This window comes from Bacillus haynesii, assembly GCF_001969855.1.
Lineage (GTDB): Bacteria > Bacillota > Bacilli > Bacillales > Bacillaceae > Bacillus > Bacillus haynesii.
Genome location: NZ_MRBL01000003.1, coordinates 126,817 through 148,805, shown reverse-complemented (window position 1 = coordinate 148,805; position 21,989 = coordinate 126,817). Strand labels below are relative to the sequence as shown.

Annotated in this window: 21 protein-coding genes, 1 pseudogene and 1 other annotated feature; of the genes and pseudogenes, 4 read left to right on the top strand and 18 right to left on the bottom strand. The window is 45.1% G+C overall.

Going from position 1 to position 21,989, the window contains the following annotated elements; genetic code table 11:
• Positions 1 to 2: 2 nt before the first annotated feature.
• From opuCC to BTA31_RS02795, 3 genes are read right to left on the bottom strand one after another with little or no spacing between them, the layout of a single operon-like run.
• A complete protein-coding gene (gene opuCC, locus BTA31_RS02805) occupies positions 3 to 920 on the bottom strand; it encodes an osmoprotectant ABC transporter substrate-binding lipoprotein OpuCC (protein ID WP_076788807.1) in 918 nt (305 codons plus the stop codon).
• 13 nt (positions 921 to 933) lie between these two features.
• Positions 934 to 1,587 carry an ABC transporter permease gene (locus BTA31_RS02800; protein WP_076788806.1) on the bottom strand — a complete coding sequence of 218 codons (654 nt, stop codon included), beginning with the start codon at positions 1,585 to 1,587 and terminating at the stop codon, positions 934 to 936.
• A gap of 21 nt (positions 1,588 to 1,608) precedes the next feature.
• Positions 1,609 to 2,745, bottom strand: coding sequence for a betaine/proline/choline family ABC transporter ATP-binding protein (locus tag BTA31_RS02795; RefSeq protein WP_043925549.1), 1,137 nt, complete (start codon positions 2,743 to 2,745; stop codon positions 1,609 to 1,611).
• Between the two features lie 257 nt (positions 2,746 to 3,002).
• On the opposite strand from BTA31_RS02795, the gene BTA31_RS02790 reads away from it, so the two are divergent.
• Positions 3,003 to 3,542 carry a GbsR/MarR family transcriptional regulator gene (locus tag BTA31_RS02790; RefSeq protein WP_076788805.1) on the top strand — a complete coding sequence of 180 codons (540 nt, stop codon included), beginning with the start codon at positions 3,003 to 3,005 and terminating at the stop codon, positions 3,540 to 3,542.
• Positions 3,543 to 3,589: 47 nt separating this feature from the next.
• On the opposite strand, the gene BTA31_RS02785 is transcribed toward BTA31_RS02790, so the two are convergent.
• Positions 3,590 to 4,222: an NAAT family transporter gene (locus BTA31_RS02785; protein WP_076788804.1), complete on the bottom strand. Its 633-nt coding sequence runs from the start codon at positions 4,220 to 4,222 to the stop codon at positions 3,590 to 3,592.
• Positions 4,223 to 4,383: 161 nt separating this feature from the next.
• On the opposite strand from BTA31_RS02785, the gene BTA31_RS02780 reads away from it, so the two are divergent.
• Positions 4,384 to 5,163 carry a zinc ribbon domain-containing protein gene (locus tag BTA31_RS02780; protein ID WP_076788803.1) on the top strand — a complete coding sequence of 260 codons (780 nt, stop codon included), beginning with the start codon at positions 4,384 to 4,386 and terminating at the stop codon, positions 5,161 to 5,163.
• A 42-nt stretch (positions 5,164 to 5,205) separates the two neighbouring features.
• Here the strand turns inward: BTA31_RS02780 and BTA31_RS02775 are convergent, their stop codons facing one another.
• The 3 genes from BTA31_RS02775 to BTA31_RS22815 all read right to left on the bottom strand — a co-directional run bounded on the left by BTA31_RS02775 (position 5,206) and on the right by BTA31_RS22815 (position 8,504).
• Positions 5,206 to 6,984, bottom strand: a complete 1,779-nt coding sequence (locus BTA31_RS02775) for a zinc ribbon domain-containing protein (protein ID WP_076788802.1) — start codon at positions 6,982 to 6,984, stop codon at positions 5,206 to 5,208.
• Positions 6,985 to 7,112: 128 nt separating this feature from the next.
• The gene (locus BTA31_RS02770) at positions 7,113 to 8,060 is read right to left on the bottom strand and encodes an ABC transporter substrate-binding protein (protein ID WP_076788801.1); all 948 of its coding nucleotides are present in this window, start codon (positions 8,058 to 8,060) and stop codon (positions 7,113 to 7,115) included.
• A gap of 270 nt (positions 8,061 to 8,330) precedes the next feature.
• Entirely contained in the window at positions 8,331 to 8,504 is a 174-nt protein-coding gene (locus tag BTA31_RS22815; RefSeq protein ID WP_158039095.1) for a glycine zipper domain-containing protein, read from the bottom strand.
• Between the two features lie 421 nt (positions 8,505 to 8,925).
• Between BTA31_RS22815 and BTA31_RS23220 the strand changes: the two genes are divergently transcribed.
• A complete protein-coding gene (locus BTA31_RS23220) occupies positions 8,926 to 9,117 on the top strand; it encodes a hypothetical protein (protein WP_239693123.1) in 192 nt (63 codons plus the stop codon).
• Positions 9,118 to 9,453: 336 nt separating this feature from the next.
• On the opposite strand, the gene BTA31_RS23215 is transcribed toward BTA31_RS23220, so the two are convergent.
• The 11 genes and pseudogenes from BTA31_RS23215 to BTA31_RS02720 all read right to left on the bottom strand — a co-directional run bounded on the left by BTA31_RS23215 (position 9,454) and on the right by BTA31_RS02720 (position 20,805).
• Entirely contained in the window at positions 9,454 to 9,534 is an 81-nt protein-coding gene (locus BTA31_RS23215) for a putative holin-like toxin (protein ID WP_095999808.1), read from the bottom strand.
• A 192-nt stretch (positions 9,535 to 9,726) separates the two neighbouring features.
• Positions 9,727 to 10,359, bottom strand: a complete 633-nt coding sequence (locus BTA31_RS02760; protein WP_076788800.1) for a type 1 glutamine amidotransferase family protein — start codon at positions 10,357 to 10,359, stop codon at positions 9,727 to 9,729.
• Between the two features lie 129 nt (positions 10,360 to 10,488).
• A complete protein-coding gene (eno, locus tag BTA31_RS02755; RefSeq protein WP_043925541.1) occupies positions 10,489 to 11,781 on the bottom strand; it encodes a phosphopyruvate hydratase in 1,293 nt (430 codons plus the stop codon).
• A gap of 22 nt (positions 11,782 to 11,803) precedes the next feature.
• Positions 11,804 to 13,339 carry a 2,3-bisphosphoglycerate-independent phosphoglycerate mutase gene (gpmI, locus tag BTA31_RS02750; protein WP_076788799.1) on the bottom strand — a complete coding sequence of 512 codons (1,536 nt, stop codon included), beginning with the start codon at positions 13,337 to 13,339 and terminating at the stop codon, positions 11,804 to 11,806.
• Positions 13,332 to 14,093: a triose-phosphate isomerase gene (tpiA, locus tag BTA31_RS02745; protein ID WP_076788798.1), complete on the bottom strand. Its 762-nt coding sequence runs from the start codon at positions 14,091 to 14,093 to the stop codon at positions 13,332 to 13,334. The genes gpmI and tpiA overlap by 8 nt, the downstream gene beginning before the upstream one ends.
• A gap of 30 nt (positions 14,094 to 14,123) precedes the next feature.
• Entirely contained in the window at positions 14,124 to 15,308 is a 1,185-nt protein-coding gene (locus BTA31_RS02740) for a phosphoglycerate kinase (RefSeq protein WP_043925537.1), read from the bottom strand.
• A 175-nt stretch (positions 15,309 to 15,483) separates the two neighbouring features.
• Positions 15,484 to 16,491, bottom strand: a complete 1,008-nt coding sequence (gap, locus tag BTA31_RS02735) for a type I glyceraldehyde-3-phosphate dehydrogenase (RefSeq protein WP_043925535.1) — start codon at positions 16,489 to 16,491, stop codon at positions 15,484 to 15,486.
• 33 nt (positions 16,492 to 16,524) lie between these two features.
• Positions 16,525 to 17,565 carry a sugar-binding transcriptional regulator gene (locus BTA31_RS02730; protein ID WP_043925534.1) on the bottom strand — a complete coding sequence of 347 codons (1,041 nt, stop codon included), beginning with the start codon at positions 17,563 to 17,565 and terminating at the stop codon, positions 16,525 to 16,527.
• 347 nt (positions 17,566 to 17,912) lie between these two features.
• Positions 17,913 to 18,047 (bottom strand): annotated as a pseudogene (locus tag BTA31_RS22480) (hypothetical protein); the annotation flags it as partial.
• Between the two features lie 242 nt (positions 18,048 to 18,289).
• Positions 18,290 to 19,297, bottom strand: coding sequence for an LLM class flavin-dependent oxidoreductase (locus BTA31_RS02725; protein WP_076788797.1), 1,008 nt, complete (start codon positions 19,295 to 19,297; stop codon positions 18,290 to 18,292).
• 155 nt (positions 19,298 to 19,452) lie between these two features.
• A complete protein-coding gene (locus BTA31_RS02720; RefSeq protein ID WP_043925532.1) occupies positions 19,453 to 20,805 on the bottom strand; it encodes an amino acid permease in 1,353 nt (450 codons plus the stop codon).
• A gap of 60 nt (positions 20,806 to 20,865) precedes the next feature.
• Positions 20,866 to 21,122: a binding site (T-box leader), on the bottom strand.
• 315 nt (positions 21,123 to 21,437) lie between these two features.
• Here BTA31_RS02720 and BTA31_RS02715 point away from each other — a divergent pair.
• On the top strand, positions 21,438 to 21,911 hold the full coding sequence (locus BTA31_RS02715) for a hypothetical protein (RefSeq protein ID WP_076788796.1): 474 nt from the start codon (positions 21,438 to 21,440) through the stop codon (positions 21,909 to 21,911).
• Positions 21,912 to 21,989: the final 78 nt, after the last annotated feature.

Sequence of the window (21,989 nt, the reverse complement as noted above, 5' to 3'; positions counted from 1 at the left end):
CTTTACTCAAAATAATTGTGCTTCTTTAAAAACTCGGCTGCGACGACAGAAGGCTCTTTCAGTTTTCCATCGACTTCGTAATTGAGCTCCTGCATCGTTTCGGTGTCGATTTTTCCGATCAGTTTATTGATGGTCCCTTCAAGCTCCGGATGTTCCTTCAGCACTTTTTCCGGCACGACCGGCGAACAGTCATACGGCGGGAAAAAGCGTTTATCGTCTTTTAACAGCTTTAAATCATAAGCTTTGATCCTGCCGTCTGTTGAATAGGCAAGAACGATATCCATTTTGCCGTTTTTGACGGCGTCATAAACGAGTCCGATCTGCATTGGAAAGGTCGAGCCGAATGAAAACCCGTATTCCTGTTTAAATCCCGGATATCCGTCGCCTTTTCGTTTCAGCCAGGCATTGTCAACGCCAAGCTTCAGTTTATCCGCGTCTTTTTTCAGATCGGATATGGTTTCATAGTTCCCTTTTTCAGCGAGTTCTTTCGTGACTGTAAAAGCGTACGTATTGTCAAATCCGTAAGAATCGAACCATTTGTAGTTGAATTTCTTTTTAAAATCCTGCTGTACGATGCGAAGCGCTTTTTCCGGGTCTTTTTCCGCTTCCCTTCCAAGCGTGCTTGTCAGGTCAGTTCCCGAATAGCGCGTCGCTGAAATGTCGATGTCTCCGCCGAGCATGGCCTGGTGCTGTACATAGTTTGAGCCGAGGTTTTTGACCAAGACCGTATTGAGATCTGTATCATGCTCGATCAAAAGCGAGATCATATTGGCAAGAATTTCGGATTCGGTCAGGTTTTGCGCCCCGATTTTGATCGTTTTATCGGAAGCCCCGCCAAGACCCGGCAGCGCACAGCCGCTGATCAAAAGCGAGAGGACCAGCATGACGGCGCCGAGCCGTCTCAGTTGTTTTGTTTGCATAAGAGCCAACTCCTTATGATACTTCCTTCATCCCTTTTAATCCTTGAGGCGTAACTTTGTCTTCGGTTTTCGACAGCATATAGTCGATCACGATGGCCAGTATCGTAACCGGCACCGCTCCGGCAATAATGTACTCAGGCTGGTACAGGTTGAGCCCGATAAAAATATAGTCGCCGAGACCGCCGCCGCCGATAAAAGCCGCGAGCGTCGCCCAGCCGATTAAGTAAACGGTTGATGTCCGGATGCCTGCCATGATCACCGGTACCGACAGCGGCAGTTCGACCAGGCGGATTTGTTCCCATGCAGTCATACCGATTCCCTTTCCTGATTCAAGCAAATTTTGATTGACGCCTTTTACGCCCGTGTAAGTGTTTCTCAGAATCGGTAGGACTGAATAGAAAAACAGCGCGACAATCGCCGGAATCTTTCCCACTCCGAGAAGCGGAATAAAAAACGCCAGGATCGCCAAACTCGGCAGCGTCTGAATAATGTTGACAACGCCGATCACGACGCCGGCCCCTTTTTTCATTCTCGTTAAAACGACACCGAGCGGAACCGCCACAATGATGCCGAGAAGCACCGCAAAAATGGATATATATAAGTGCTCCCATGTTTTATAAATCATTTCCCCGCCGTTGTGCTGGAGAAATTGGACAATCTGATTCATGATTGATGCACCTCCCTGCATTTAACGTTGGACAAGGGTTTCTTCTCCCCAAATCGAGTCGTACACGATATCGACAAGGTTTGCTCTTGTGACAATCCCGACAAGGCGGCCCTCTTCATCAAGAACGGGAACATATTTGAATCCTCTTTTCAAAATTTTCCGGACGGTATCCCTGATGAGCGTACCTTTTTGAACGGAGTAAACATTCTCATTGACAACCTCTCCGACTGTGACGGCTTTTTTCCGGTTCTGATCGATGATTTCAACATCGATATATCCTTTTAAGACATTGTGTTCATCCACAACGAGCAGTGAATCGACGCGGCGTTCCCTCATCACTTGAATTGCTTCAGTCAGGTTTTTTTCGCTCGTAATTGTGACCGGATTCGGGTTCATCACTTGTTCGACATGCTCGATGTCAGGACGGGACTGAAGAAGCCGCTCTTTTCCGATAAACTCCTCAACGAATTCATCCGCCGGATTCCGCAAAATGTCGTCAGGCGTTCCGACTTGAACGATCTCGCCGGCGCGAAGGATGACAATTCTGTCGGCAAGCTTAATCGCTTCATCCATATCGTGGGTTACAAAGACAATCGTTTTGTCCAGCGATTTCTGCAGCTTTTTGAACTCTTCCTGAAGCGAATCACGGGTGATCGGGTCCAGCGCTCCGAACGGTTCATCCATTAAAATGAGGGGCGGCTCCGCCGCAAGCGCCCGCAGCACGCCGATTCTCTGCTGCTGTCCGCCGCTTAGTTCATGAGGATAGCGGTTCAAATATTCCGGTCCCATATCAACGAGCTGTAGCAGTTCCTCCGCCCGCTTCTTCCGCTTTTCTTCCGGCCATTTCAAAAGCCTTGGAACGAGCGTGATATTCTGCTGAATCGTCATATGGGGAAAGAGTCCGATTTGCTGAATGACATAGCCGATTTTCCGGCGCAGCTCCACCGGGTCCTGATCCATTATGTTTTCTCCGTCGATGTAAATGCTTCCTGAAGTCGGTTCAATCAAACGGTTGATCATTTTCATCGTCGTTGTCTTCCCGCAGCCGCTCGGTCCGATAAAGACGATAAATTCACCTTTTGCTATATCAAGGTTAATGTTCTTGACCGCTTTTTTTCCGCCTTTATAAACCTTTGATACATTCTCTAGCTTCAGCAAAACGCACACCTCCAATTGTTTTTTTAAAATTTCAACATCTCATTCATTATAAGATACACTTTGTAAAATAAAAAGTTTATAAAGTGTTTAAATTATATATATAAGACATAAAAAAATATATTTATGTCGTCAATCTGCCGGTTATTCTTAAAAATACGCCTGATTTCTTTGTTTTGCTATCGTTTTAGTGTTTTCAACCGCAAACAAAATTATGATATATTGACAATAAAATTGGCTGCCCGAAGGGATGATGTGCTTTGGAGGAAAACGCTTTAAAAGTGATTGAACAAGCGGAAGAACATTTCATAGAAAAAATCGCGGAAAACATGAATACGTACGGTATATCATCAACTGTCGGCCGCGTGCTCGGGATCATCTATATGAACAGAAAGCCGATGACTTTAAATGAACTGTCAGAAGAAACGGGCATGAGCAAAACGAGAATGAGTCAGGTCGTCCGCGAAATGCTCGATTTAAATATAGCTGAAAAAGTTTTTGAAAAAGGCGTCCGCAAAGATCTGTACGATGTCGAACAAGACTATTATCAAACGTTTATTTCATTGTTTACGGCCAACTGGAGCAAAGTTGTCAAAAAGAACCGGATGATCGGGAAAAAAATCAGAAAAGAGCTGTTGGAAGCCCTTGAGGAAGAAGGCCTTTCACCCGAAACCGAAGCTAAAATCAACGAGCTGCTGGCTGAAACAAAACAATGGATTGATTACTGCGAGTGGCTTGATCATCTGATCGCGTTTTTGGAAAGCGAAGAGATCTTTAAGCATGTGCCAAAACCTTCATAAACCGAAAAAAGCTGCGAAGACTGAGCAGCTTTTTTGCTTTTCTCCAATCATCCCGCCAAAACCGGAAACAGCCCTTTCAATCCCGTGCCGATCATGCCGACCGCCACAACAGCCAAAATCAGGCCCATCAGCCGGGTGATCACATTCATCTCCGTCTGCCCCAATTTGTTGCTGATCAGCGTCGAATAATGAAAGGCCGCAAACGTCAGCAGGAGGACGGCTGCAATGCCGATGATCAGCCCGCCAAAATGAACAAGGCTGCGGCTGCCGGCCGAAAGGCTCATCACCGTCGCAATCGTTCCGGGCCCCGAAATGATCGGAATGCTGAGCGGCGTCACCGAGATATCCTCTTTTTCCTTGCTCTCGCGGTGCTCATTATGATGGAGCGACTGAACATGGGACTGCTTTGCATTCAGCAGGTTGTAGGCAATTCCGAAAATAAAAATGCCGCCGGCAACTCGCAGCGCATGGATGTTAATGTCAAAAAGCCTGAAGATGAACTCTCCGAATATGAGAAACGCGATCAGAATCAGAAACGATAAAACCGCAGCCTTTCTCGCCAATGTGGTGCGTTCTTTTGCTTCGTAGCCTTCTGTGAGTGCCAAAAAGATCGGAACATTGCCGATCGGATTTGTGACGGCGAACAATGATACAAAAACGTGGATGATCAAAGCAAACACAGTTTGCCACTCCTTCCTCTATGTAAAAATTCAGGTAATCGATTTTTACCTCCGACGCTGACCGCTTAAACTTGCAAAAAACAATGACATCTTCCGGCACTTTCATTTATAATGAACCTTCATAGGTCAAAATAACTATTTTCAAAGGAGATTTTATTTTTATGACATGTTCAAAGTGCGGCCATCATACAGATGGCGGAAAATTTTGCGAGCAGTGCGGGACAAGTTTGGCCGGCGGCAGTGATGGCAGCAAAGAGGCAGCTGAAACGCCGCAGGCGGCGAGGTATACGGAGGCGGCGAAACAAGCGTCTTCCATGTATTTTTCCTTTTGTTTAAAGGTGCTGAAACGACCGTTTATCGAAATAAAAAACGCCGGAGAACAGCACGTCCTCAACAGCATCATCACAATGGTAATCTTTGCGCTTGCCGTGCCGCTGATGTTTTATTTCGGACTCAAAGGCTTTTTTGACTCCCTGGGGGACTATTCCGGAATATTCGCCCGCTCCTACGCAATGCCGACATTTTTTGATATCGTCGTGAAGCCCGCTTTTACTTTTGCTATTTATATTTTCTTATTATTTGTTTTTACATACGCAGGTGTGCGCATTCGGGGTGTGCAAGCGACATTTAAGGAAGTGCTCGGACGGTTCGGAACGGTGCTTATTCCTTTCGTGGTCCTTCTGCTCGCCGCTTTGCTTTTATCATTGATGCAAACGGGTTTGTTTATATACGTTCTTTTCTTTGCCCTCTGCGGTATCGCCTTTTTAATTCCGCCGGCTGTTATCTCCAGCTACCACGAAAGAGCGGCAGGCACTGTTGATACGATTTACGCGACGCTGATCGTCTATTTGCTGACATTTATGTCTATCCGGATCATGGGAGATTTGTTTCTTGAATATATCGGAAGGATCGGAGGCTCTATTTTAGGGCGGCTGTTTTAGTGAAGTAAAAAGCCTTTTTCCTCAAGGGAAAAAGGCTTTTTTTTATTCTATTGACGTCAAGAGCAATCTGCCGTCCTTGATGGCGGCGTGATATGTCCAATGATACGTTTTTACCTGTTCTTTTCCGCCTTTGATGATGTTGATTTTTTCCGTTGTCTGAATCGTTGCCTCCCGTCCGTTTTGCTGCCAGCTCTTCACACTGAAATCTTCTACTTCTTCCTGCGTCCCGCTGTTGTACAGTTTAGCGACAAGTTTCTTTTGATCATTGTACAGGGGACTTCCTTCTTTCAAGCTGTCACGGACAAGGCCGAAATCGTTTGAGTTGATAGCGTCTTGAAGACCGTATAAATACGCTTCAATGGCGGAAGCAACCTTTTGGTCAGTAAGCGCTTCGCCTGCTGCTGCATTGTTCACAGCCCCTTTTGCCGAAGCCCATGCCGATGTGTATTCCTTCGGATTGTCATTTTTGATTTCTTTTTGATGCTCGATATCGATCACGGCTTCAGGATCGCTTTTTTCGACGAACCACTTTTTCTTGCCTTCGGAATAGACCAATGTGTATGTATAGCCGTTATCGTTTTCTTCCAGTTCAGGCGCACTGTAGTCGTCATAATAGGCCGATTTGTGCTTTTCAATTCCTTTGACCTCTGTTTTCCATTGCCCGTCTTCTTTGTATAACCGGAACGAATCAAGATCAAATACGGTAGATAAGTAGGTGCCTTTATAGTAGGTGCTGCTGCTTTTCAGTCCGTCCGTGACCTCTTTCAGGCGGGTTTGATAAGACGGCGCGGCCATTGTCATGCCGCTGACATTGCCGCTTGCAAAGGCCTTTGCTGCTTCTTTTGTATGACTGACGACCGTGGTCATCATGCCATCCATAAACCCCTTGTCTGATGCAAGATTGACTTCAATTTCCCCGCTTTCAATCGGCGTTTTTTCGCTTTTCAGCTTCCCCCACGGAAATTGCGCCTCTACCGCAGCAGACATTGAACCATCAGTCAGCACAGGTCCGAATTCAGTTCCTTTGAATGGATTGATCTTCATCTTCTGATCATCGATCCAGAGCGTTCCTTTCAGGTTTTCATAGCCTTCTCCAAAGACGAGCTTTGCCATGTGCCCGTCAAGGTCCGCATTCACTTTCACATCGCCTTGGAGGGCAGTGACCTTTTCCGCTTTTTCAAGGTCGGCAATTCCGTTTTTCAGCTTTGCCTTCACCTCGTAAATTCCGGGAACAAACGGACCGATCTTTTTTTCGAAGTTTTCTTTTTCTGTCGTTATGACCTTTTCGCCGTTAACAAACAGGCCGGTGTCTTTATAGTTTGTCTTAACCGTTAAATAGACAGGCGCCGTGTTCAGGACATAGCGGTCATAGATCCAAAAACGCCTGCCCTTTTTTTCGACCGTCATCAATGGATGGCCGGTACCGCTCTTTAAGGATGTGATCAATTCTTTTTCTTCATCCGGGTGTTCCTTTAAGTAATCAAGGAGCGGCTTGACGTTTTTCTCCGTGACCGTCAGATCAACGTCTGATGATTGCAGCAGTTTTGCTGCCTTCTTGGCATCTTCCTGATCGAGAGCAGCTTCAAAATCAGAAATCAGTTTCTCCTTTGAAGTGAGTGCTTCACCGGTTTTATAGCCGGCAAACAATAAAATCAAGCAGGCCGCGATTGCCGCCATGGTGATGATTCTTTTTCGCGTCATCGCATGCTGATACCTTGCCGCCGGGTCGGAAGCTCGTTCCTCGTCCGCCCGCGCGCCGCAGTGCTTGCAATACAGCGCATTTTTTGTTCGTTCCCTTCCACATTCCTTGCAAAAATTCATGACTTTCCTCCTATCAAACAAAAACACTCTTAGTCATTTTATACTATATTTATCGTAAGAAGGGATTTAATATTAAGGCCACATCAAAAAAAGCCAAACGAATGCGCTGATCCGTTTGGCTTTTTTGATTATTTTAAAAAGTATTTTTCGATATCATCAAGCATCAGGTTTGCTGCAAGGACGCCTCCGGCTGTATTCCAGACGGCATCGCTCACTTTATGGACGTTTCCTTTTTTGGAGACGCTTAAGTTTTTAAAGAGCGGATCGTTGACATAGTCTTTCTCAATGGCGCTTGCTTTGTCATCGCCTGTCTCATACGTGTAATAAAAAAGCACGTCCCCGTCCATATCAGGAATTTGTTCCTTTGTCACTTCCATTTGTCCGAGATCGTTGGCTTCCTGGCCTTTAGGTCTTGCAAAACCGAGCTGATTTAAAATCGTTCCGGCAAATGATCCCTTGTGATAGATGCGGGTATCAGCATCTGTAAAGCGGACGAGAGAGACTTTTTGCTTCACTTTATCGCCGAGTTTTTCATGAATGTCTTCAACGCGCTTGTCAAAGTCAGCGATAACTTTTTCGCCTTCAGCTTTTTTATTGAGCGCTTCGGCTGTAAGCTTAAAGTTGTTTTTCCATTCCCCTGACAATGTCTCAGCAAATACGGTCGGCGCGATTGCTTTCAGCTTGTCGTATACTTCTTCTTGGCGAACTTTATTGCCGATGATGAGGTCGGGCTTCAGGCTCGCGATTTTTTCAATATTCGGCGCAGCCTCCGTTCCGACATTCTCTACGCCTTTCATTTTATCTTTAATATGGTCATACCATGGATCTCCCAGCCAGGATTGAACGGCGCCGACTGGCTTAACGCCAAGTGCGAGCACTGCTTCTGTCGCTTCATTCGTGAGTACGACGACTTTTTTCGGGGTGCCGTCAATTGTCGCTGTTCCCATTGCGTGCTTTACAGTATAGGAATCTTTGCTGTCGTTCTTCTCCGCAGATTGATCTTTATCTTGATTTCCGCAGGCAGCTAATAAAAGGATAAGCGCAGCGAACAGTGCAAACCATTTAAAACGTTTCATGATATGTTGTATCCCCTTTTCTCAAATGATTTTCATTATCAATTAGATTATATAATGAATCAACCCAAAGTCAATATGAAATTCCTATAAATCTGCTTTGGATTGTGCTAAAGACCGCCTTGCGCTGAATGTAATTATATTTAGTTAACTTTTTATGTCTTGTCAAAAAAATAACCAGATAGAATACTTAATAGTATTCTGATCTTGACAACTAAAAAGTCAGAAGCCTTTTACGCGGCATAGATATTTAATAAAAAGATCACATTAGACTTATTTATTATTTAACTTTTTGTATCTAATATAAAAAGAAAGATCAATTAACGATCCAAGCATTATTCCTATGGAAAGACCATACGATAAAATATTAAAAACGACTCCAAGGAAAAGACCTAAACAAAAACCGATTACTAGAAATACCGCGCCATCCCCTTTATATTGTTTCAAATTAAACAGCTCCTTAAATGTATAAGTTAATTATAAAGTTGACATTATAAAAAAATATTCTGGCAACATTTAATCCCATTAAAATCCATTTAACTATTATTTTCTCAATAAAACAATAGTTTTTTTAACTTTAGTTGTTAATCGTTTAAAGTTCAAATACTAAGATAAATAATCCGCTTTTACTTCTGATAATTATAGTGTATATTTTCAATTGGAGAGATTTAAATGAAAAATTTGACCTTATCGATTTTCTATCTTTTAGGATTTGTGATGTTAAGCAGCTGGTCAGTTTCATTTGGAGAAATGTTCGGAGTCAATGTTTCAGCAATACCTCAGTTTTTTTTAGCGATGCTATTCATCTTTCATAGGAGGCTATACAGGTCTTCCTTTAATTTATATCAAATTCAAAAGATCTGAAACGTTGTTTTTTACGAATCAAAAAGTCTTCCTTATCGCTTTAGGATTGGGCGTGCTGCTTTCCTGCTCGGCTTACAGCCTTCAGCAAGCGCTCTCTTCCATCGCGATTGCGCTGTTGTCGATCATTGGTTTTTTGATCATTGGCATCAGCGGTTTTCTTCCCGCCTGGTTTCTGAAGCCTGTGAAAAATCTGTGATAACGGGTGGTTTTTTCTTAGGCTGAAGGAGCCCAAGATGAACTTAGTGTTTGTAAACGGCGCTAGGAATATGGTGCTCTGTGGATAGAAAATCACTTGCCGATTCATAATCCGGCGATTGATTCTTTTTAAAACAACAATTTGCTATCGCCATTTACAAATTAATGAAAATTCTTTATGATATAGATGTAATCTCAGGAAGCATGTTGCATATACTAAAAAGACCGAAGTGCTCCAACACTTCGGCTTGTACAAAAAGCCGGCCCTTTAAAGGGACTTGCTCAGATTGATCTAAAATAGACCACTCCCTATCACTTTCCAGGCTCAAGGGGCGGTCTATTTTTCTTTATCCTTTGACAACACGGCAATCAGCATGCCAAAAGCAATCATTAAAGAGATTGTTTCATATGCTGTCATTTTTATCACCCCCTTTCGGAAGGGGATGAGCAAGACTTCCCTTGAGTGAGCAAAGCTTTTTATACGAGGTAGATTATACCATATCAAGCAGAACATTAAATAAAGAATAAAAAACTTTTTTCACTCATGAAATCCAGCTTTTCCGCCGAAAAAACCATGCTTCGACATCGACTAAACTCTTGGTCTTTCAGCTCATTTATTGATTGAATTCATTAACTTGAAGAAGTATTCAGGTTGGTGGGTCTTATTGAGTTGATACCATGAATCCAATGTATCCGGTGTAAACACGTCTAATTTTTTCAGTACTTCCTTTGCGAATTCGAGAGGAGCCGCTCCTGATGCAGTAACCAGATTCCCATCAGATACCGCGGGTCCCATCTCATAAAATGGTTCTCCTTTATAATGAGGACAGACCATTTTCATATATGCCAAGTCATTGCTTGTATGCTTTCTTGAATCCAAGTATCCGCTATTCGCCAATCCCATTGTTGCACCGCAAATTGCGGCAACCATCGCGCCAAGCTTTAAAGCTTCGCCGGCCTTTTTCAAGATCGGCTGATGAATCTTTTCTCCCCAAGTATTCCCTCCGGGTAAAATGATGAGATCCGTATTCTCAAGCGTCCACTCATCAAGGGAGATATCCGGTTTTATGCGCAGCCCTCCCATCGTCGTCACCATTTCTTTATTCACTCCTATTGTCATGACTTTTAAAGGTGCTGCATCTTTTTTGAAATATCTTCCCGAGTTCAGTTCGGCCATTAAATATCCATATTCCCAGTCTGACATTGTATGAAATGCATAAAGATAAACTGTTTTCGACTGCATCCAATAACACTCCAATCACAATTGATACAGCCTATTATAATCAAAAACCCTGACAGCTCTTGTCAGGGTTTTTATGAATTTCACAAGTAAAAAAGCTTGGCCGCATCTGCAGCCAAGCTCTGTTTATGCTTACTTATTCAAGTTGTAGAAAGATTGAATACCGTGGTATTGCGCAGTTTCAGCCAATTGATCTTCGATGCGAAGAAGCTGGTTGTATTTCGCAACACGGTCCGTACGAGACGGAGCACCTGTTTTGATTTGTCCTGCGTTTGTTGCCACAGCGATGTCAGCGATTGTGCTGTCTTCAGTTTCACCTGAGCGGTGAGAGATAACAGCAGTGTAGCCTGCGCGTTTCGCCATTTCGATCGCATCGAACGTTTCAGTCAATGTACCGATTTGGTTTACTTTGATCAGGATAGAGTTGCCGACACCGTTTTTGATTCCTTCAGCAAGCTTTTTCGTGTTTGTTACGAAAAGGTCGTCACCGACAAGCTGAACTTTTGAGCCAAGACGCTCAGTCAGAAGTTTGTGGCCTTCCCAGTCGTTTTCGTCAAGGCCGTCTTCGATTGAGATGATTGGGTACTTAGAAGTCAGCTCTTCATACCAGTCAACCATTTCAGCTGACGTTTTTACAACGCCTTCGCCAGCAAGATGGTATTTGCCGTCTTCTTTGTTGTAGAACTCAGAAGATGCGGCATCCATTGCCAATTTCACTTCTTCGCCAGGTTTGAATCCTGCTTTTTCGATCGCTTCAACGATTGTTTGAAGCGCTTCTTCGTTAGAACCAAGGTTTGGAGCGAATCCGCCTTCATCACCTACAGCTGTGTTCAAGCCTTTTTCTTTCAAGACTGATTTCAGGCTGTGGAAAATTTGTGCTCCCATGCGAAGTGCTTCGTGGAAGTTTTCCGCACCGACAGGCATGATCATGAATTCTTGAATGTCAACGTTGTTGTCCGCATGCTCTCCGCCGTTTACGATGTTCATCATCGGTACAGGAAGCGTTTTAGAGTTGAATCCTCCAAGGTATTGGTATAGAGGAATCTGCAAGAAATCTGCAGCTGCGCGGGCAACAGCCATTGATACACCAAGGATGGCGTTGGCGCCGAGCTTGCCTTTATTTTCAGTTCCGTCAAGTTCGATCAGCAATTTGTCGATTGATACTTGCTCTGTCACATCAAAGCCGATAAGCTCAGGTGCGATGATTTCGTTCACGTTGTTAACGGCTGTTAAAACGCCTTTTCCAAGGTAGCGGTCTTTGTCGCCGTCACGAAGCTCAACAGCTTCGTATTCACCAGTGGATGCTCCGCTTGGAACAAGCGCGCGTCCAAAAGCTCCTGATTCAGTATATACTTCAACTTCAACCGTCGGGTTACCGCGGGAGTCTAATACTTCACGTGCATAAACATCAACAATGTATGGCATGTTTGTTTCTCTCCTTCAATGCTTATTTTTGAATTAATGACGATCCTGTCATTTCTTTCGGTTTTTCAACGCCCAGCAAGTCTAAAAGAGTTGGCGCCAGATCCCCGAGGATTCCGCCTTCTCTTAATGTCACGCCTTCTTTTGTGACGATGACAGGAACCGGGTTTGTCGTATGTGCGGTGTGCGGCTTGCCTTCTTCGGTAATCAGCACGTCTGCGTTACCGTGATCGGCCGTAATAATCGCGTGGCCGCCTTTTGCAAGAATCGCATCAACGACTTCGCCGAGGCACTCGTCAACTGCTTCGATTGCTTTGACCGTCGGCTCGACTTTTCCTGAATGTCCGACCATGTCAGGGTTGGCAAAGTTGAGGATGATCGCGTTATGATTTTCAGCCTCAATTTCTTTGACAAGCGCATCTTTTACTTCATATGCGCTCATTTCAGGCTTCAAGTCATATGTTGCGACTTTAGGCGAGTCGATTAAGATTCGTTCTTCGCCCGGGAATTTCTCTTCGCGTCCGCCGCTCATAAAGAATGTGACGTGCGGATATTTTTCAGTTTCAGCGATGCGAAGCTGCTTCAGCCCATTTTGGGATAAAACTTCGCCGACAGTGTTGTCAAGATTGACCGGTTTGAATGCCACGTATCCGTCAACCGTTTCACTGAAATGTGTCAAGCAGACGAAATGAAGGTTTTTCGGATGCTTGTCTCCGCGGTCGAAGTCGCGGAAGTCGTCATTGGTGAACGTGTTTGAAATCTGGATCGCCCGGTCAGGTCTGAAGTTGTAGAAAATGACCGCATCGTTGTCCTTGATTGTCGCAACAGGCTCACCGTTTTCTTTCGTGATGACTGACGGAATGACGAATTCATCGTAAATTCCGTTTTCATAAGAATCTTTCACGACATCGAGCGGATTTTGATATTTCGGTCCTTCTCCGTATGCCATGGCACGGTACGCTTTTTCGACGCGGTCCCAGCGCTTGTCTCGGTCCATTGAATAGTAGCGGCCTGACAATGTTGCGATCTCGCCGACGCCGATTTCTTCGATCTGCTCCTGAAGCTCTTTGATGTATTTCTCGGCTGTTTGCGGGCCTACATCGCGGCCGTCAAGGAAGCCGTGAATATAGACGTTTTCAACGCCTTCTTTTTTCGCAAGCTTCAAGAGTGCGTACAAATGGTGAATATGGCTGTGAACTCCGCCGTCAGACAGCAGTCCGAACAAGTGGAGGTTTGTGCCTTTTTCTTTGGCGTGCTTCATCGCGGCAAGGAATGTTTCGTTCTGTTCGAATTCTCCCTCGCGGATCGCAACGTTCACGCGCGTCAGACTTTGGTAAACGATCCGGCCTGCGCCGATATTCAGATGGCCGACTTCCGAGTTGCCCATCTGGCCGTCTGGAAGACCTACCGCTTCTCCTGAAGCTGTCAGCGTCTGGTGCGGATACTTGTTCCAATAGCGGTCAAAGTTCGGTTTTTTCGCTTGGGCTACGGCGTTTCCGACGGTTTCGTCCCTTAGTCCAAACCCATCTAAAATGATGAGCGCGGCTAACTTGTTACTCATATTGACCTGCCTCCAATAATTGCACGAAAGACTGCGGCTCTAGGCTTGCTCCGCCAACAAGAGCGCCGTCGATATCGGATTCGGCCATATATTCTTTAATGTTCGCAGGTTTTACGCTTCCGCCGTACTGAATGCGGACGCTGTCTGCTGCAGTTTGTCCGAACTCTGACGCAACGGTTTTGCGAATGTGTGCGCACACTTCGTTTGCATCTTGTGCAGTTGAAGACTTGCCGGTTCCAATCGCCCAGATCGGCTCATAAGCGATCACTGAAGCAGCTATCTGTTCAGTTGTTAAGCCTGCAAGTGCTTTTTTCACTTGGTCTGCAACAAGCTCATTTGTTTTATTTGCTTCGCGCTCTTCAAGCGTTTCACCTACACAGATGATCGGCACGATGCCGTGTTTGAATGCAGCATGCGCTTTTTTGTTGACCGTTTCATCCGTTTCAGCAAACATTTCGCGGCGCTCGGAGTGGCCGATGACGCAGTATTCAACTCCAAGGTCTTTCAAAGCCACAGGGCTGATTTCACCCGTGAAAGCACCGCTTTCTTCAAAGTGCATGTTTTGCGCGCCGACTTTCAGATCTGTGCCTTTTACAGCTGATGTAAGCTTTTCAAGGAACAGTGCAGGCGCACAGACAACAGCTTCTGCTTTATCTGCTGCGGGAATGGAAGATTTCACTTCTTCAACGAAGCTGACAGCTTCTGAAAGCACTTTATTCATCTTCCAGTTACCGGCTATAATTGGTTTTCTCATGTGCTCCACTCCTTATGCTGTATATTTTGCTTACTTGTCGTTCAATGCTTTGACGCCAGGAAGTTCTTTTCCTTCCATAAACTCAAGGGATGCTCCGCCGCCTGTTGAAATGTGGCTCATTTTGTCAGCCAGGCCGAACTTTTCTACAGCAGCTGCAGAGTCTCCGCCGCCGATGACAGAGTATGTATCTTTTGCCTCTGCTAAAGCTTCAGCGACAGCTTTTGTTCCTTTAGCGAACGCGTCGAGTTCGAATACGCCCATCGGTCCGTTCCAAACGACAAGCTTGCTGTTTTTAATGACGTCAGCATATGTTTGTCTTGTTTCCTCGCCGATGTCAAGCGCTTCCCAGTCGCTAGGAATTTCGCTGACCGGCACGACTTTCGTGTTAGCGTCGTTTGAAAAATCGTCAGCAACAAGCACGTCAGTAGGCATGTAGAAGTTCACGCCTTTTTCTTTGGCGCGGTCCATGAAAGATTTAGCCAAGTCAATTTTATCTTCTTCCAGCAGGGATTTTCCTACTTCATGGCCCAGCGCTTTGACGAACGTGTAAGCAAGACCGCCGCCGATGATCAGGTTGTCTACTTTCTCAAGAAGACTTTCGATCACGCCGATTTTGTCTTTTACTTTTGCACCGCCGATGATCGCTGTAAATGGACGCTCAGGGTTGGACAGTGCTTTGCCCAGTACTTCAAGCTCTTTTTCCATGAGGAAGCCTGCAACAGCGGGAAGGTGTTCAGCGATACCTGCTGTTGAAGCATGGGCACGGTGAGCCGCTCCGAATGCGTCATTGACATAAACGTCAGCCAGGTCGGCAAACGCTTTAGACAGCTCAGGATCATTCTTTTCTTCTCCCGGATAGAAGCGGACATTTTCCAATACGAGAATATCTCCGTCTTTCATTTCGGAAATTTGCGCTTTGACGGCGTCGCCGTAAGCTTCATCCGCTTTTTTCACTTCTTTGCCGATCAGTTCGCCGAGGCGTGCGGCTACCGGCGTTAAGCGAAGCTCTTCTGAAACCTGGCCTTTCGGACGGCCCAAGTGGCTTGCAAGAAGAACTTTCGCTCCCTGCTCTGTTAAGTATTGAATCGTCGGAAGTGCGGCGCGGATTCTCGTATCATCCGTCACTTTTCCGTCCTTCATCGGAACGTTAAAGTCAACACGGCAGAAAACAACGCGGCCTTTTACATCAATGTCTTTTACTGATTTTTTGTTCATGGCTTTTAGGAGATCCTCCTTTTAATGTTTTACAAGCCTGAAAACGGAAATCCCCGGGGCGGCTTAAAAGGCGCCGATATGGAAAAAGGGAAAGGGAGTGTGTGTCCCCTTCCCTTGTCCGCTTTCATTATAGCGCTTCTCTCATCAAGAACCAAGTCTGATTCTGGTTTCCGGATTAAAGACCTTGTTTTGCGATGTAAGCGGCAAGGTCAACAACACGGTGAGAATATCCGCTTTCGTTGTCATACCAAGAAATAACTTTAACCATGCTGCCTTCCATAACCATTGTAGAAAGAGCATCGATTGTAGAAGAGTTTGCATTGCCGTTGTAGTCTTTAGATACAAGCGGCTCTTCGCTGTAGCCAAGAACGCCTTGAAGCTCGCCTTCTGCTGCTTCTTTAAACGCTGCGTTTACTTCTTCTGCTGTTACTTCTTTGTCAAGTTCAGCAACCAGGTCAACAAGTGATACGTTTGGTGTTGGAACACGCATTGCTCCGCCGTTCAGTTTTCCTTTCAGTTCAGGAAGTACAAGAGAAACGGCTTTCGCTGCACCAGTTGTTGTAGGAATGATGCTTTCAGCTGCCGCACGCGCACGACGGTAGTCTTTGTGCGGAAGATCCAGGATTTGCTGATCGTTTGTGTAAGAGTGAACAGTTGTCATCATTCCGCGTTTGATGCCGAATTTGTCGTTCAGAACTTTTGCAAACGGTGCAAGGCAGTTTGTTGTGCAAGATGCGTTAGAGATAACATCGTGGTTAGCCGCATCGTATTTATCTTCGTTAACACCCATAACGATTGTAATATCTTCTTCACTCGCAGGAGCTGAGATGATAACTTTTTTCGCGCCGGCTTCTAAATGTTTCGCTGCGTCTGCGCGTTTTGTGAAGAAACCAGTTGATTCAACAACGATTTCAACACCTTGCTCTCCCCAGCTTAGTTTAGAAGGATCGCGCTCTGCTGTAACTTGGATTGTTTGACCGTTAACAACAAGGTTGTTTCCGTCAACAGAAACCTCTGCATCCAATTTTCCGTGTACTGAATCATATTGTAATAGGTGAGCAAGCATGTTAGCGTCTGTCAAATCGTTAACTGCCACAACCTCAACTTCAGGATTATTTAATGCTGCGCGGAATACATTGCGTCCAATACGACCAAAACCATTAATACCGACTTTTACTGCCATGATGATTTCCTCCTTTAAGTAAATAAGAGATATTTAATTTATATTGAGGGAAGAAGCTTCCCTTAATAACTGTTTCGCGGCTCCTTCATCAGTGATCAAAACCGTGTTGCGCGGCTTTTTGAAGTACGCCTCTATGGCGTCCGCTTTTGACGAGCCTCCCGCCACCGCAATAATGTTCGGGATCGAATCGAGATCTTCGAGCTGGATGCCTACGCTGTGCACTTTGTGAATGACTTCCCCGTGGCGGTCGAAATAGTAGCCGAACGCTTCTGCAACTGCCTCATTTTCTTCTATTTTTTTCAAATCTTCCTTTGGTGTATTTCGTCGTTCTGCCATTGTTTTAGCATCCCCGATTCCATGAATCACCATACTGGATGATTGAATCGTCTGAAGCACTTCTTTAATAGAAGGTTCCTCAATGATAGAAGAATATGCCTCTTTGCTCAGCTGACCCGGCACAAATAACAGTCTGTATGTACCGGAAGCTTTCTCGGCCATATGGGCGCAAATCGTATTGGCCTGATTCCTGACGTTTTCGCCGAGTCCGCCTCTTGCCGGAACAAAAAGCAGCTTGCGGTTTTTCGAGTCAGGCGTCATCATTTCTGCCACGGCCTCAAGTGTCGTACCTCCGGTTACGGCGACGATATTTTCCCCCGTAAACCTGTTTTTCATGCATGCGACGGCCGCTCTCCCCATCTCTTTTTTGACCCATGGGGACTGGTCGCTGTCTCCCGATACAATGATGACTTCGTCGAGGTTTAACCTCTCTTTTAATGTATTTTCCAAATGGGTTAAACCTAAAACGTCCTTCATCGTATCTTCGAGAACTTTCAGCAGGTTGGATCCTTCAAGTGTCAATATCATGCCGGTTGTTTTAATCTCTAGTAGATTTTGTTCTTTTAAAAACTGAACCTCCGCCCTTAAAATCCGCTCGCTGATGCCGAGGCTGGCGGCAAGGCTTCTTCTGCCGATCGGTTCAGTCAGCCTTATGTACTGCAAAATTTTGTACCTTTTCTGCATGACATCGAGAAGATCCGGCAATAATTTTTTTTGAGCCTGTATTAGTTGATTCATGACAAAACGTTCCTTTCATCTCGTCCTGGACAAATAATGTCCCGCAGTGACTGAAAACGTCCCACCTCAGCCAAAAAAAATTGCTCCTGCTTACATTCATTATTGTAACAGGGTTAAAATGTTTATTCAACTGTTAAGAATCAATTCATCGACAACATTCGCGCGAATGTTCACACTTCTGTTGTAATTATTGTCCCTGATGATTTCTATATTATACATATTTTATAAAAACGTGCCTCCAATGAAAAAAACCCCTTTTCTCAAAAAGACTTTTGGTTTTAAAGTGTTTTCATTTCACCCAAAGCTGTTCGATTTCTTCCAGTGTTTTATTCTTTGTTTCATGACACGGAAATGACTGCCGTGTCGTATCCGTACAGCAAGCCGCCAAGTCCTGCCGCGCACGAAATCAATAGCACGAATCCCATTGAATGACCTCTTGCAGCTGGTACATTTGTTTCTAGCTGAGCCGGATTTTTGTCAATCCTTCTGATTATGTTTTGAAGCGCTTTTATTGTGGCGATTTTCCATACGTACATGTTAAGAGATTTTTAAAATCAAACCTAAACTAATACGTATCATTATAGATCTTTATAGTTGTATTTTCTGTAAATATTTTACTGTATTATATTGTGTCTATTTTCAAAAATAAATATATTGCTAAAATACATATTCACCAATAAAAAAGCAGCGGACAGGTTTTTTCTGTTCCGCTGCTTTTTTGCGTTTATCCGTTTTTCCATACATCTGCAATGATTTCGAACGAGCGAAGTCTGTCAGCATGGTCAAATGTTTCTGAATTGATCATGATCTCGTTCGCCTGAGTCGTCCGGATGAATTCTTCAAGCTTTTCTTTCATACTGTCCGGCCCGCCGATGATCGTTGAGCTAAGCTGCTCATTCACCATCGCTTTTTCACGCGGCGTCCAAATCTGATCCATGTCATCTACAGGCGGCTTAAGCTGTGTCGGGGCGCCGCGGACAAGGTCCAAAAACTTCTGATAGTGCGACGTTGCAAGGCGCTGTGCTTTCGCGTCCGTATCGGCTGCGATCACGGTCACCCCGACCATCGCGTAAGGCTCCTCCAAGACGCCGGGCTTAAACGAACTCCGGTACAGCTCCAAGGCAGGCAGCGTATTGGCAGGCGAAAAATGAGCCGCAAATGCAAACGGCAAACCGAGTTCCCCGGCAAGCCGGGCGCTGAATCCGCTTGAACCGAGAAGCCAAATCGGCACATCAAGCCCTTCACCCGGTATGGCGCGCACGTGATTCCTTACATTGCCGGACGGCTTAAAATACTGCCGGAGTTCTTCAAGCTGCTCGGGGAAATCCTCCCCGCTGCTTATGTTTCTTCTTAATGCGCGGGCGGTTAATTGATCCGTACCCGGAGCGCGCCCCAGTCCTAAATCAATTCTGCCGGGATAAAGGGATTCAAGCGTTCCGAACTGTTCGGCGATGACGAGCGGGGAATGGTTCGGCAGCATAATCCCTCCCGAACCGATGCGCATCTTCTTAGTGCCCCCGGCGATATAGCCGATCAAAACAGAGGTGGCCGAGCTTGCTACACCTTCGATATTATGGTGTTCAGCCAGCCAGAACCTGTGGTATCCCCATTTTTCGGCATGCTGCGCCAAATCCATAGATTGTTTAAAAGATTGTCCCGCACTTCCGCCTTGTACGATAGGAGACAGATTTAATACGGAATACTTCGTATTTTTGAAATGCTGTTCTGACATTGTCTTTCCTTCTTCCTGAAGTGTAGTGGTCATGTAATTAGACGATAACATAACCGTCCCGGTGAATAAAAGAAATTAGTTCGAAAAAAATCGAACTAATGTATAAAAAGCTTGCCTCCCTGCGGAGGCAAGCCCTTTTTTTAAGAAGCGGCCGTTTAGCTGGCTGTCTGGTTCCTTCCTTTAAAGAAATAAGCAGCGCTAATGAGCAAATAGATTCCCGCCGTCACCAATGTAATGACAATCGACGTGGTCAGGATGACACCGATCAGTATCGCTGTCAGCGAAATGATTGCCACCCAAGTGGTATAAGGGAACCATTTGACATAGTAGCCGTTCCCCGCTGTTTGATTCCGTTTCCTCGATTTTAAATGGGCGGCGGCAATCAGCATCCAGATCGCAAGGACGGTATAGCCGAGAGATCCCATCAAATATTCAAACGTTTGGCTGCCGGCAAACAGTGAAAATAATACGCCCAAGTATAAGAAAGAAGTACATAATAGAATCGAATAAACCGGCACCTTTCTCACGGAAAGTCTCGAAAAGATTTTCGGCATTCTTCCGTCTGACGCCTGTGTATACAAAATCCGAGAGGCGCCGTAAAGCCCTGAGTTCATAGAAGAAATGACCGCGAGTAAAATGACCGCATTCATCAAATGATCCGCTCCGGGAATGCCGATCATCTTAAAGACCATGACAAAAGGACTCTCCGACACTCCGTTGACTTGATTCCATGGGATCAAGCTGACGATCACGAAAAACGGCAGAAGATAAAAAGCAATAATTCGTGTCAACGTTCCACGCACGGCTTTAGGCACGACCTTCTCAGGGTTTTTGGTTTCCGCCAGGGTCACCCCGATAATTTCGGTTCCGCCGTAGGAATAGATCACAACAAGCATGGCTGTAATCAGCCCTCCGGCGCCATTCGGGAAGAAGCCGCCATGGTCTGTCAAATGAGTAAAACCGACAGCTGAATGTTGTCCAAAAGAGAAAAATAATAAGATAAATCCGGATATAATAAAGACGACAATCACTGTGATTTTAAGTAGAGCAAGCCAGTATTCGGTCTCGGCAAAGCTTTTGACAGAAAGCAAATTCACGCTCGTAATGACGAGTGAAACGAACAGCGCCAGCACCCAGATCGGCAGCCCCGGCAGCCAATATTGCAAAAATATCGCGGCGACAACAGCCTCTGCCGCAATATTGAGAACCCACATTTTCCAGTATATCCAGTCTAAAAAATAAGCGGCATATGGCCCTAATATTGATTGCACCAGATCTCTGAATGTTCTGGCTTCACTGTTTCGGACAGCCATCTCAGCGAGCCCCTGCATGATAAACAGCAAAATTACGCCGCCGATCAAATAGGCGATCATGACCGAAGGCCCCGCCAAATCGATCGCTTTGCTGCTTCCTTTAAATAACCCTGCTCCAATTGCTCCGCCCAATGCCATCATCATAATATGCCGCGATGTCATCGTGCGCTCGAGCTTCTGCATGTCTTTCTCCATCTATGTTCACTTCCTCTATTAAAATAAAAAAGCTCACCGTCTCCCTCTTCGATTTGAAGATAAAGAGACGATGAGCTTTGAAGCTTACCGCGGTACCACTCTTTTTGATTCTATGCCAAGAATCCTGCTTTGCGAAGCACAGCCATGCTGTGCAAACCCGTTAACGAAGGTTAATCGTAATGTCCTCAGGAATTGATGTCCGTCCTTTAGCCAGTCCACTCCCGGGCGAGTTCAAAGATTCATTGGTCTGCGTCACACCTCCCCGCAGCTCTCTTTGCCAATGTCGATCTTTTACTGCTCCCGTTCATTGTGTTTTCTTCTGCCTGAAATATATTCATATAATATACGTGCCGATCTTGACTTTGTCAACATCAAATCCGATGCCAAAAAATAAAAATTAAAATTTTTCTCTTTTTTCAAGGAAAATCGCCTTTTCTATTGGGAAATGCAAGGGAAGATATACACAACTTTCATGATGATGGAGCATGATCCAAAAGAGGAAAAATGTAAAAATCGGCGGATCTCCCCCGAAAAAAATAGTTAAATTGAAATATTATTCAAACTTTACAAAATATTTTAACAATGATAGAGTGTGAACCGAATCATAACATCAGCTAAAGGAGGAAGAGAACATGAAAAAACTTTCGTTTATGGTGATCTTGTCCGTATTAACGCTCGTCTTTGGTTCATCGTCCGTAAGCTTTGCGAAAGACATTCCTGAAGACAGATATACAACACCTACAGATGCTGAATTTAGCCAGATGAAAGAGATTTTAAACGATGCTGATATCGAAACCGGCAATTTGCAGAAGGATTACGGTGTGATTGTCAATGATCCTGCTGAAAAAATCGGCGTCATATCAGACATCCCTGCCCAAAAAGATGACTGGAGCCATGTCAGCTTCCATTCCTACTATGTCGACCTCAACAGCGGCACACTCATCGCTGATGTTCAATTTGAATTCACACAAAACGATGACGGTACATCGGAAACCGAGTATAAAAACGTAACAAACGGAGGCAGGTATTTCGTCAAGATGGACCAAGACGGAAATGTCATTGATGAAAAAACGACCGGCGACATGTCGATTTTGTGGAGATACTAGAAACCGAGCGCCTCTTATGAAAAACGCCTTTATTCAAAGGCGTTTTTTTGTTCTCATAAATGGATCTAGCCACTGACG